This window comes from Chryseobacterium sp. AG363, from assembly GCF_003610675.1.
GTDB lineage: Bacteria > Bacteroidota > Bacteroidia > Flavobacteriales > Weeksellaceae > Chryseobacterium > Chryseobacterium cucumeris.
Genome location: NZ_RAQF01000004.1, coordinates 120,053 through 132,463, shown reverse-complemented (window position 1 = coordinate 132,463; position 12,411 = coordinate 120,053). Strand labels below are relative to the sequence as shown.

The 12,411-nt window shown below is 34.9% G+C and carries 11 protein-coding genes and 1 tRNA gene; 1 reads left to right on the top strand and 11 read right to left on the bottom strand.

From position 1 onward, the window contains the following. Positions 1 to 52: 52 nt before the first annotated feature. The gene (locus tag DEU39_RS16875; RefSeq protein ID WP_002976288.1) at positions 53 to 388 is read left to right on the top strand and encodes a DUF3276 family protein; all 336 of its coding nucleotides are present in this window, start codon (positions 53 to 55) and stop codon (positions 386 to 388) included. A 124-nt stretch (positions 389 to 512) separates the two neighbouring features. Here DEU39_RS16875 and DEU39_RS16870 read toward each other — a convergent pair whose 3' ends face one another. The 11 genes from DEU39_RS16870 to DEU39_RS16820 all read right to left on the bottom strand — a co-directional run bounded on the left by DEU39_RS16870 (position 513) and on the right by DEU39_RS16820 (position 12,185). Continuing rightward, on the bottom strand, positions 513 to 2,795 hold the full coding sequence (locus DEU39_RS16870; RefSeq protein ID WP_120232723.1) for a VCBS repeat-containing protein: 2,283 nt from the start codon (positions 2,793 to 2,795) through the stop codon (positions 513 to 515). Positions 2,796 to 2,832: 37 nt separating this feature from the next. Beyond that, the gene (locus DEU39_RS16865; RefSeq protein WP_147367603.1) at positions 2,833 to 5,148 is read right to left on the bottom strand and encodes a hypothetical protein; all 2,316 of its coding nucleotides are present in this window, start codon (positions 5,146 to 5,148) and stop codon (positions 2,833 to 2,835) included. 258 nt (positions 5,149 to 5,406) lie between these two features. Then, positions 5,407 to 5,482, bottom strand: a tRNA-His gene (locus DEU39_RS16860). Between the two features lie 35 nt (positions 5,483 to 5,517). Continuing rightward, positions 5,518 to 6,237 carry a bacillithiol biosynthesis deacetylase BshB1 gene (bshB1, locus tag DEU39_RS16855; RefSeq protein ID WP_062675760.1) on the bottom strand — a complete coding sequence of 240 codons (720 nt, stop codon included), beginning with the start codon at positions 6,235 to 6,237 and terminating at the stop codon, positions 5,518 to 5,520. Positions 6,238 to 6,319: 82 nt separating this feature from the next. Continuing rightward, positions 6,320 to 7,972 (bottom strand): tetratricopeptide repeat protein, encoded by a 1,653-nt coding sequence (locus DEU39_RS16850; protein ID WP_120232721.1) that lies wholly within the window; start codon positions 7,970 to 7,972, stop codon positions 6,320 to 6,322. Positions 7,973 to 8,063: 91 nt separating this feature from the next. Further along, entirely contained in the window at positions 8,064 to 8,936 is an 873-nt protein-coding gene (locus DEU39_RS16845; protein ID WP_062675758.1) for a PstS family phosphate ABC transporter substrate-binding protein, read from the bottom strand. Continuing rightward, positions 8,926 to 9,123: a DUF308 domain-containing protein gene (locus tag DEU39_RS16840; RefSeq protein ID WP_171006307.1), complete on the bottom strand. Its 198-nt coding sequence runs from the start codon at positions 9,121 to 9,123 to the stop codon at positions 8,926 to 8,928. The genes DEU39_RS16845 and DEU39_RS16840 overlap by 11 nt, the downstream gene beginning before the upstream one ends. A gap of 75 nt (positions 9,124 to 9,198) precedes the next feature. Then, on the bottom strand, positions 9,199 to 10,041 hold the full coding sequence (locus DEU39_RS16835; protein ID WP_062675757.1) for an energy transducer TonB: 843 nt from the start codon (positions 10,039 to 10,041) through the stop codon (positions 9,199 to 9,201). Positions 10,042 to 10,070: 29 nt separating this feature from the next. Next, the gene (locus DEU39_RS16830) at positions 10,071 to 10,640 is read right to left on the bottom strand and encodes a biopolymer transporter ExbD (RefSeq protein WP_062675756.1); all 570 of its coding nucleotides are present in this window, start codon (positions 10,638 to 10,640) and stop codon (positions 10,071 to 10,073) included. A gap of 11 nt (positions 10,641 to 10,651) precedes the next feature. After that, a complete protein-coding gene (locus tag DEU39_RS16825) occupies positions 10,652 to 11,260 on the bottom strand; it encodes an ExbD/TolR family protein (RefSeq protein ID WP_120232720.1) in 609 nt (202 codons plus the stop codon). 61 nt (positions 11,261 to 11,321) lie between these two features. After that, positions 11,322 to 12,185 (bottom strand): MotA/TolQ/ExbB proton channel family protein, encoded by an 864-nt coding sequence (locus DEU39_RS16820; RefSeq protein WP_034693032.1) that lies wholly within the window; start codon positions 12,183 to 12,185, stop codon positions 11,322 to 11,324. Positions 12,186 to 12,411 lie beyond the last annotated feature (226 nt).

The following is a 12,411-nucleotide window of genomic DNA, read 5'->3' as shown; positions in this document are numbered from 1 at the left end:
TTAAAAGAATTCTTTTATATTTGTTCTTAACAAGATTAAAAAATATCTAACAATGAGTGAATACAAGGAACGCCATGAAAATGAGATTTTCACGAAGGTGTTAAAAGCAGGGAGAAGAACTTATTTCTTTGATGTGCGCGAGACGAAAGCAGGAGATTATTATCTTACAATCACTGAGAGTAAGAAGAATTTCGGAGAGAATGGGGAAGCTACATTCGAGAAGCATAAAATTTACCTTTACAAGGAAGATTTTAAGAGTTTCCAGGAGATGTTTAATGAGTCCACAGATTTCATCATTAATGAAAAGGGTGAGGATGTAATTTCAGAAAAACATGACAAAGACTTCAAAAGCAGATCTTACACAATAGATTCTGACGACGAGGTTTAAAAAAGAATATCTAAAAACACAAGCATCTGAAAAAGATGCTTTTTTTATGCGCTAAAACTATCTATGCATAAAAAACGGGCTGAAGCCCGTTCTATTAATATTATATTTTTATTCCCGCATCTTGTTATCTTACAGATATTTCTTTTATATCGTCCCTTTTAAAAGATGCTGATTTAAAGCTGAATAATACTTCCGGCACCTCATTCTTACATGGATCTAATTGCTTATTACTACTAAAATTACTTCTGATAACTTTGGCTGCAGAAAACATTACTATACCGCCATCTTTTCTAAGAGTAACCAGTTCATCATTTTTTGAACTTGAATCAAAATTTCCAGTACACATGATGTTGTCTTGGGTCTGTAGGATAGGAAATCTTTCAACACCTGTACTATTCAAAATATTCCCATTTAGTGTATACGCTACATATTCACCATCATAATTTCTATGAACGATAATTTCATCTGCTCCATTACCATCCAGATTTCCAACAGCTAATCCTCTCCATTCTGAACCTGAACCCCAATTTGTAGATTGAGCTATTTTTGTCATTACACCATTATCATCTATATTGTAAACATAGATCCCGTTATAATCAGAATCTTGAGCATCTACAAGCAAAACAATTTCATCTTTACCTGCACCATCAAGATTAGCTGATGCTACCGCCGTAATTTTAGAATTCGATGGCAGATTGAGAGCGTTAGTATGAACCAGTTGAGGAGTAGTCCCATTGAAATTAAAAACAAGTACTTCTTTATTTAAATTTTTGACAGCAATAAAATCATCCTTTCCTCCGGTAATAAAGTTTCCTGCTGCAGTACCTACCCAATCAGATTGCCCATCCCAACCGGTAGATTTTGTATGTTCAACAATATTATTGTTTTCAATTTTTAAAATATAGACTCCATTATTACCAGGATCGGCATGATTACTTAATGTTACAATCTCACTTTTATTGTCACCAAAAAAATCTCCTGCTGCTATGCCTCGCCAATTATATTGACCATTATAATATTTATCGTTTGTAACAGAATGAAATTTTTTACCATAGGGTTCCATAGTCCCTATCATCCCGTCATAATTTCTAATAACAACAAATTCATGGGCATCATCACCATCAAAATTACCACTTGCTAATCCTCTCCAATCAGAGCCCGACCCCCACCCATGTTCCGTATTGACAGGTACAATTAAGTTTTCATAATAAGCTAAGTAAGCAACTGCTAAGGGAGAATTTTCAGGTGTTAATGGCGTATAATAATTTTCTGCCGTTTGTATCTCAGCAAGTAATTGATATATTTTTTTATCATATACAGATAAGCACGCCCATCGAAAACAAGTATAGGTACTTATGTCCACGCCACTAGCAGGTCCAGACTTTACATTCCAAGAAATTAGTGAATAATCTACTCCATTATTTATATACAAAGGGGATTGATAAATATCTCTAGTTAAAGTATTGGCATAGGCATTCATATCAGAATCCGTATATATAGGTGTACTACCATTCAAAACACCATATTTATGGCACTCATAGGGAAAAGATATGGTTAAACCACCATGAGAAATATCTTCCCGCGAAGTATCTTTTTTCCAATAGGTCCATTTATTAGACTGCAAATTAGCATTAAAAGAAGTATTTGCTTTTAAAAAATTGGCAATTTGGTTAATTTGTGTAAGATAATCCAGGTTATCTGTTGCCAGATACATCTGTACTAATACTCTTCCCATTGCACTTTGCATATTAAAAGGTAAAATTTCACCTGCATTATTTATTGGTGGATTATCATTACGTTCTTTATAGTAACCTATCATATTATTGGGTTCTGTATACCATTGATTTTTATGATAAATAAGTGTTTCACTTACCTTTTGTTTAAGGTCATTAGCGATAACTTTAAAAGTCAACCCATTATAACGGCCACCAGAATTATACATTGTATTTTGAATAGTAGTATCTTTTTTTACTATAGCTGCAAACTTAGCCATAGGATAAGTTATGTTAGCACTATGTACTACATGAGCATAAGTTCCTCCTGAATCCGGGGTTATATTATAATGATTGGTAGACCAGGCTGCACCAGAAATTCCACGGTAATCGGAAATATTACTTACACCTATATTAGGTGGTAATTGGTCTCTAAGATCATCTCTCCTATCAATCACGTTGCCCATAGTCCCTATTAAAACATTAGCATATTTTACATCATGTGTCTTTTCGTACATCAACACCAATGCTTCCATATGAGCAGATACAATCCATGAAAATTCTGCTTGGTTGGGGCTTGTTGAATTAAGAGGCACAACATCATACTGCTTACTATCAAATAGATTTTTATAATAGGATTGAGCATGAGATTTTAATATCAATAATAAGGTGAGAACGGTAAAAAGTTTTTTCATATTATAATTTTAAAATTCAAATGAATTTTAGAGCAATTTAGTTATTATAGTGATCCGGATTCAGGAAGCTAAATAATACTTCCGGTACCTCATTCTGACATGGATCTGCTTGCTTACTGGCAGCAGGAGGATTTTTGACAACTTTTGCAGCCGAAAACATCACTATACCGCCATCTTTTCTAAGAGTAACCAGTTCATCATTTTTTGAACTTGAATCGAAGTTTCCAAAACACATTACATTATTTTGGGTTTGCACTGCAGGAAAGCTTTCAAGCCCAATATTATCTAAATATTTAGCCCCATTTGATTCCTTCATTTTAAAAACTTTATAATCTCCATCAAAGTTTCTATGAGCAATAATTTCATCTGCTTCATCACCATCCAGATTTCCAACAGCCAATCCTTTCCAGTCTGAAGCTGCCCCAAACCCTATAGATTTATCAATAAGAGTCATTACTCCATTATCATCAATACTATAAACATACACCCCATTCTGCATATAATCATCAGCATCAACCAACACTACAATTTCATCCTTACCAACTCCATCAAGATTACCGGCTGCCACCGCTTTAATTTTAGAATTTGCAGGCAGATTGAGCTGATTAAAATAAACCAATTCAGGATCAGTACCATTAAATTTATACACTCTTACTTCTTTGTTATAATTTCTCACTGCAACAAAATCATCTTTGCCTCCACTGATAAAATTTCCGGCAGTGGTTCCTACCCAATCTGAGTCTGTTCCAAACCCTGTAAATTTTGACTGCTCAACAATTTGGTTATTTTCAATTTTAAAAATATAAAAGCCATTCTTATTAAAATCAGCATGATCACTTAATGCAATGATTTCGCTTTTATTATCTCCAAAGAAATCACCAGCACCCAATCCTTTCCAATTATAATTACCTCCATAAGCGATGCTGTTTGTAACAGTATGAAAGCTCTTCCCATCAGGTTCCAAAGTACCTATCAACCCATCATAATTCCTGATTTTCACAAACTCATCATCACTGTCTCCATCAAAATTACCCTTTGCTACACCTCTCCAATCAGAATCTTCTCCCCACAAATGATAAGTATTCACAGGTACAATAAATTTTTCATAAGTTGCTAAAAGTGCAAGTGTCAAAGCAGACCCTTCTACATTGATATGATCATAATAATTTTTTGCCGCTTGTAAGTCTGCGATTATCTGATATATCTTTTTATCATATTCCGCTGAGAGATATAACCACATGTAGGAAATATATGCGCCATATTTAGTATTAATATCTGTTGGAAGATTATTTATAGTACTATATTTAATATTCCATTTTAACCCATTATAATTCACTGCATCATTTATTGATAAAGGACCCTGATAAATATCTTTTGTATAAGTTTTAACATATCTCTCCATATCTAAAGATGTATAAAGAGAATCGTTGGAGTTATTCTTTATATTATATCTATAGCATTCATATGGGAAACTCACCGTTAAGCCTGCATGGGATATATCATCACGTAAATAAAAATGATTCCAATATATCCAAGTATATGACCCCAGATTATTATTAACAGAAGTATTTAATTTTAAAAAATTAGCTATTTTATTAAGCTGTTTAAGATAACTTTGATCATCTGTTGCTCTATACATTTGTACCAAAACCCTTCCCATAGAGCTTTGCATATTAAAGGGAGCAATTACACCTTTATACTTTATTGGAGGATTACTATTAACATTAAGAGAATCTCTTTCTTTATAATAACCTATACTATCATTAGGATTAGAATTATACTCTGTAAACCATTGGCCTTTGTGATAAAGAAGCGTTTCTTTTATCTTTTGTTTAAGATCATCAGCAATATTTTTAAAAGTCATATCATTATAACGCCCTCCTGATTGATATAGTATATTTTGAATACTACTATCATTTTTAACAATAGCAGCAAATTTAGCCATAGGGTAAATTATGTTTGCACTATGTACTAAATGAGCGTAAGTCTTTCCCGAATCCGCCTTTGGATAATTGTAGTGATTATGCGACCAGGCAGCACCTGAAACATTACGATAATCAAAAATTTGATTTAGACCAGGCACCTGGCCTCTAAGATCGTCCCTTCTATCAATTACATTACCCATACATTGTATCAAAGTATTAGCATATTTAGGGTCGTGCGTTTTTTCATACATTAATACTAATGCTTCCATATGGGCAGGTACACCCCAAGCAAATTCAGCCTGATCAGGGCTGTCTGAATTGCCTAAAGATGTATCATAATGCTTCTCATCAAATAGATTTTTATAGTAAGATTGAGCATAAGACTGTAGAACAAATAATAACGTGAGAATTGCAAAGAGTTTTTTCATAGTAATAGTTTTGATTTTTGAGATCATCTTAAAGAGAAATATTTCCCTTGAAGCCGGCTAGACAAATATAAAAGTTTCAATCATCAATCCATGAATTTATTTTAAAGGATCAAAGAATACCATTTTTATGCGTTGGCTCAAGATTATAAACTTAATACGTGAAAAATTTTAGAGAAAAAAGTAAAAAAAGAAACTTTCAACGACTGCTGAAATTAGTACAAAATAAAAAAGTACACTTTCAAAAAGTGTACTTTCTTTGGGTGAATGATGGGTCTCGAACCCACGACCTTCGGAACCACAATCCGACGCTCTAACCAACTGAGCTACAATCACCGTTTTCTGAGTGCAAATATAGGACAATTTCTTCAACTACCAAACAATTCCATCAAAATTTTTCAAAGAAATTAATCTTTCAGACGTAAAGCCCTCAGCATAAGCAACTCCCGATAACCGCCCTAAATCCTGTGCACGGTACGTTAAGCTTTCATAAAAGTCTTTTGTGGTAATGGGAGTCTCAGGTTCTTTAGAAGTTGGGTCATAAAACTGAGTTTTGTACGCCATACAAGCTTCCAGTTTTTTAGGCAGGTATTCTGAAATGTCAATAACAAATTCCGGTTTAATATCTTTCCACTGAATATAATGAAAAATATGTTTTGGCCTCCATACTTCCTGAGATTCACCTTCCAGTACGGTTTCAATTTTTCTCAGTCCGGACAAAAAGCACGCATCCGATACTAATTTCGCTCCTTTTGCGTGATCCGGGTGTCTATCATCAATTGCATTAGCCAAGACGATTTCTGGCCTGTATTTGCGGATCATTTTTACAATCCTCATTTGATATTCTTCGGAATTTACCAAAAATCCATCTTTCATTCCAAGATTCTCTCTTGCGGAAAGCCCAAGGATTTTGGCTGCATCTGCTGCTTCAGTCTTTCTGGTTTCATCTGTACCTCTTGTTCCAAGCTCTCCCCTGGTAAGATCTACAACAACGCATTTTTTTCCTTCAGAAACCATTTTAGCAATAGTTCCGCCACATCCAAGTTCTACATCGTCAGGATGTGCACCAAAAGCAAGTATATCAGTTTTCATAAACTCAAAGATAGGATTTAAAATAAAAACTTCCCAAACATTACGCATGGGAAGTTTTAATATCTATAATTTAAATTTTAAATTACTTGTTGATTTCTGCATTTAATTTTACAGCATCCTGATAGGTAGGGTCTAGCTGTAAAGATTTAGCTACATAATCTTTTGCTTTTGCCATATCAGAATCTTTACTCATATATGCTACTGCAAAGTAAGCGTAAGCAAGGGTCTGTTTGTTAGCTTCCTGATCAGCAGGTTTTACTGTGCTGATGAATTTCTCATAAGCCAATTTTGCTGCTTCATTGTTTCCTGCCTGCTGGTAAGAATATCCCTGGCTGTAATAAGCCGGAGCCCAATCAGGAAGAAGTGCTGACATTTTTTGCCATGTAAGAATTGCTCCATTCCAGTTTTTAACATCCTGATAAGCTGTTGCTAACTTAAATAATGAATCAGAATCCTGGCTGTTGGCAGCAACTTTCTGTTTCAATGCTTCAATTTCAGGATTAGTAGGTCCTTTGTCAGCTTCTGCCTGAGAAGCTCCACCACCACCTGCGATGTTTGCCAATTCAAGATCCCACTTCATTGTTTCATCCTTAGCAGCTTTTGCAATACCTACTTTTTGCTGAGATTCAGCCATTAAAGCAGATTTTTTAGCTGCATCTTTTTCATCTTTTGCTAAACCGGCAGCAATAAGCCCCTGTAAACCTTGGTCTGCAGGCAATATTCTTGTTTTCTCAGCCTGCGAAACGAAAGTATCCATATTTTGCTTGGCATCTGCATAATTTCTATCTGCATATGCATTATAAGCTCTCAATTTGAATTTGATAGGATCATCAATTTTATCAAAAATCTTATCTAATACCATTTTAGAGTTTGCATAATCTTCATTGGTGAAGTATAATTTAGCAATTTCTAACTGGGTATATGGATCTTCGTCAGCATATTTTGTATAGTTGATAAGGTCTTGAGTAGCCTTTGCATTTTGCTGGTATCTGATATCGTAACCAGCCAATGCTTTGTACGCAGGAGCGTATGTAGGATCTACAGCAATTGCTTTATCAACGCTTTCTTTCGCTTTTTGCCATACCTGTGCTGCCATCCATAAAGTAGCCATTCTCGTGTAAACGGAAGCTTTATTTTTAGCTACAGGTAACGCCTTGTCGTAAGCTGACATTGCTTCTCCTGGAGATCTTTTCAATCTGTAAGCGTCTCCTAATGTATAATAATAATGTGCAGGAACTCCTTTTTTCTCAGCTTTCTCGATAGCTTTAGTCAAAAACTGAATAGCAAGATCAGGTGAACTGTTTTTCTCGAATAGAGTTAAAGCTTCTGCTGCTCTGAAAAGAACTTCAGCATCTTTTTCTCTTGAATCAGTAACTACTTTCTGAATTTCAGCAATGGCATTTTTATCACCTTTACCCAATTTAACAGCAGCTAAACCAATTTTGTTCAGATAGCTTTTACCATCAGCCGCTAAGCCTTTATTGAAATTTTCAGTTGCTTTAGCGTAATCTGGCTCTCCTTGTCTTAAGAAAGTATTTCCTAAATAGAAGTAGTTATCAGCTGTGGGCTCTTTAGCGATCATTTCAGTGAAGTTTGTTTTTGCCTGCGCAAATTTATCACTGTCTATACTGTTGATACCATCCTGCAATGTCTGTGCAGAGGCAAAACCGGTAAAAAATACCACGGCTGCTCCAAAAGCAATCTTCTTTACATTCATATTCATTATATCTTTCATTTTATATTTTCAAATAATTGAGTTTTATTCTACACAATTTTCAGACCAAATCAAAATTTTTAATGAGGATAAATTGTGAATTTAATATTTTTTAACGCATCTGCACTTCTCTCTTATAAATATTATAAGGTTGCAACCCTTCTTTCTGTACAATTTTTTGACCTAAATGGGTACATGAAAATCTTATAAATCCATTGGCAATATTAAAATTACCCTCGTTAATCAGGAAATAAAGCACTCTTGTAAACGGATATTTCATTGTACGAAGTCCTTCAAAATCCGCATTGTATAATTTTCCTTTCTCAACCACAGGAAGAATCTTTACCATTTCTCTCAATTTTTCAGACGTTTTATCATAAGGACGGCTAAAAGTATTCAATCCAATAACGCCTATTTTATCGGGATATTTTCCTAACTCCTCTATAATCTTCTGATTTCCCGGAATAATGGAAAATTTCATGTCTTTTGGCTGTTTTTTTAATTTCTCAGCAACAAAATTCAGGTTACTGGAGTTCGTTCCATCAAAAATAAATTCCTTTTTATCAGACATCAACCCGCTATTGATTTCTTCTATTGAAATACTTTCTTTCGGAGAATCTTTAGGAACAACAAAAACTACTGCATCTGCAGCAAATTTAGCAGGAAGAAACTTTAAATCTGTTCTTTCCTCATATGTTTTTATTTCTTCAGGATTAAGATTTCTGGACATTACTACCACTTTAGCACTTCCTTTCAAAAGATCAAGAAGTCCTAAATCTTCTTTCTTGGTTTCTACTTTGATGTGTGTCTCAGGATAGTTGATCATATAGCCGTCAGCTAATGCTTCTGTAACGCTTTGAAAAGATTCGTCAGTAAAAATTGTAAGATCACCTTTGTGATAAGAAGGAGTGTTTTTCTCCTTTTTGCAACTTGCAAGCATCATAGTCAATACAAAAATTACTGCAAGCTTGAAACTATTCTTCATTTCTCGATTTTTTAATTCTTGAGATCGCCCTGTAAATTCTAAAAATACCATAAATAATAAGCACCACTCCCAATGCATAAGCAACAGCTGGCTCTAAAATAGTAAAGAAGAATTTGTAGACAATCACTACAATTCCTAAAACGATATAAAACAATCCCGTAACCAGGGATAACCAATTGAACATCATGTAACAAAAATACCAAAAAAAATAAAAAGAGAAGCATAAGCCTCTCTTTTTATTTATATTTTGAATAAATAAGTCTTATTCAAAGTTCATAGTAAATGGTACGCTATAGTAAGATCTAACGCTCTCCCCGTTTCTTTTCGCAGGAGTCCATTTTTTAAGTTTCTTAACTACACGCATCGCTTCACTGTTGAAGTCGCCGTTTGGAGATTTCTCTTCAATCGTTACATTCGAAACAGTACCGTCTTTTTCTACAACGAACTTAAGCTTCGCTTTAAGTGTTCCTTCACCTCCTTCCATCAAAGAAGTATCAAAGTTATCACCCAGGAACTTTCTCAATGCACCCATACCTCCAGGATATTCTGCAGACTGGTCAACATCTTTATAGATCTCGTTAGGGTTGTTCGCTTTCACTTCTACTGTACTAGCTTTAGTACCTGTAGATGGTGGTGGCGGTGGTGGTGTATAAGCCGGAGCTTTTACCCCCTCCTGATTCTGTAAACCAGTTGTAGTTTCCAACTGCTTAGAAATCGGTGGTGGTGGAGTTTCAATTTTCGGAGCTTTTACAGGCTCAGGAACTACGTTCTGAATTACCTCAATTTTCTCCTCTTCTTTTGGAGGTGGAGGTGGTGGAGGTGGTTCTTCTTCTTTAGGCTGCTCGATAATCGGATCTTCTTCGATAATATCTACAAGATCTGCCTTCACTTCCTGCTTAGGCGGAGCTGTAAGATTTTTAATCGTAAGATAGATGAACGGAGACAAAGCTGCCAAAAGGAATAATGCTGTTCCGATAATAAAAGACTTGGTTAAAAGTCTCGGATACTGATGTCTAAGATCATAGGCACCATATTCCTTGTTTCTATTTTCAAATACGATCTCGTCTAAAGTAAGATTCTGACCGTATACATTTTCATCTGCCATAGATTAGATATAACAATTTTATGGTTAAATTACTTTGTAGCAGCAGCCGGTGCAGCAGCACCTCCTACTTTTTTCTCATAAATAGCTTTCTCCCAAGGTTTGATATCAGTAACCCCGTACTGCTCACTTTTGGTAATTGCCATTTCATCAAGAATATCAACAAAGTTCTTATATACAGCATCGTCAGTTGGCTTAATGATCACGGTAAATTTCGTTTGATCTGCAGCTCTAGATTTTGCCTGCTGAATTACTTTTCTAATTCCTTCTCTGTCAAGAGTAGTTTCCATAAGAGTTTGGTCATTCAAGGATGTAGCATCCTGCTGGTGCCAGAAAACTCTATTATTTTTTCCTAATAAGATAGAAATTGAGTTAGAAAGTTTAATTTCTGTTGGAGGTGGTTTTTTTGTTTCATCTTTCGGTTTAGCCGGAAGACCCAAATCCATCACGTTCGGTTTACTGAACGTAGTTGTGAACATAAAGAAGGTAATCAATAGAAAACCCAAGTCCACCATCGGAGTCATATCGACTCTGGTGTTTTGCTTCTTGGAACGGACCTTGCCGCCCTTGCCGCCTTTTTCTTGTACTTGTACTTCTGCCATTTCTATCGATATTATTCGTTAGGTTTACCTTCTTGTGATGTAATCAACCAAAATTTAAGAAAATCAATATCTCTTAAACCTTCAAATAAGCTTTTCACTTTAGGGTATTGTGTTGTAACGTCACCTTTAATCGCCAACTTGTAGTCAGGGTTAACACTCAAACTTTCTTTTACCCAATCAATTAATTGCTTATTTGTACTGTCCATAGGAATTCCTGATGGACTTCTATAATTTTTCTGCTCATCTGCAGGCATATCCAAGTAACCTTTAAGCTGGTTCATTGGAACTCCGATTGCCTGAACTTTCTGGAAAGCAGCTTTTTGGTTGTTGTCAAAAGTAATCCCATACTTTTGTCCCATTTTATCCAAAAGAGCAAGTCTTTCTGATGCATTTTCTACTGGCTGGAAATAGAATTTTCCGTCCGGAGTAGCGTTGATAGTCATTAAACTAGCATCAGGAAGCAATTTTTCCGAAATTGAAGATGGCGGTTTGATCTGCTCCACGTCAGGTTTTTTAAACTGAGTGGTCAAGATAAAGAACGTAAGAAGTAGGAACGCAACGTCACACATTGCGGTCATGTCCGTTACTACTCCATGTCTTTTAGGTTTGACTCTCGCCATTATTATAAAATATTTTTAATTAAACTTCTTTTAATTGCTAATGCAAATATCTTGCTAATTCTTAGTTGAATTCAGCGAAAGACTGTTGGATACTCATAGAGATCTCGTCGATCTTGTAAGTTAATCCATCAATTTTAGATGTAAAGAAGTTATAAAGGATAATAGCGATTGCTGAAGTACCAATACCTAATGCCGTGTTAATCAAGGCTTCAGAGATACCTGTAGATAGAGCAGCAGCATCTGGAGTACCACCTCCTGAACCTAATGCAAAGAACGCTTTGATCATCCCGATTACTGTTCCAAGTAGTGCGATTAGGGTTGCAACTGTACCTAGAGTAGAAAGGATCATCATGTTTTTCTCAAGCATTGGCATCTCAAGAGTAGTAGCTTCTTCGATAGCTTTGTTAAGCGCTACCATTTTCTGCTCTTTATTTAATGTAGTATCGTGAGAAAGTGCTTTGTAAGTAGTAAGACCTTCTTTTACCACGTTACCAACAGAACCTTGTTGTCTGTCACACTCTTCGATAGCTTCGTCGATTTTGTTTTGGTTTAGTAAGCTTCTTACCTGTACAACAAAGTTGTCTAAGTTTCCTTTTCCAGCTGCTTTACCAAGAACGAAATATCTTTCAAAAGAGAAAACGATTACAGTAATCATGAAAGTAATCAAGATTGGTACGATAACCCCTCCTTTGTAGATAATACCTAAAAACGATTCTGGGTGAATGTCTTTTCCTTCAACACTTGAAAAAGCTACAGAACCACTTCCTAGTTTTTCTGCATCCTTAAAGTTTCCTGGGCTACCAAGAACGAATAAATAAATACATACTCCTATAGCAAATAGAATAGGAATAATAACAGCTGGATTTAAACCTCCTGCCTTTCTAGCAACTACTTGCTCATCATTTTTTGAAACATTCATTTCCATATTTAACTAAATTATATTGTTTTAAAATTTTACAGGGTGTAAATTAAAGGCAAAATTAATTAAAATGCAAGAGTCTTAATTAAACATTTTGCTTTTTTTTGATAAAGAAATTTTAATACGATTTCGAAATAATAATTATTTTAAATTATTTTATTTATTTTTTCCAAATTTAACATTTGAATTAAAAAATCATAAAAATAAGACACCCATTTTTTTTAATTTCCCA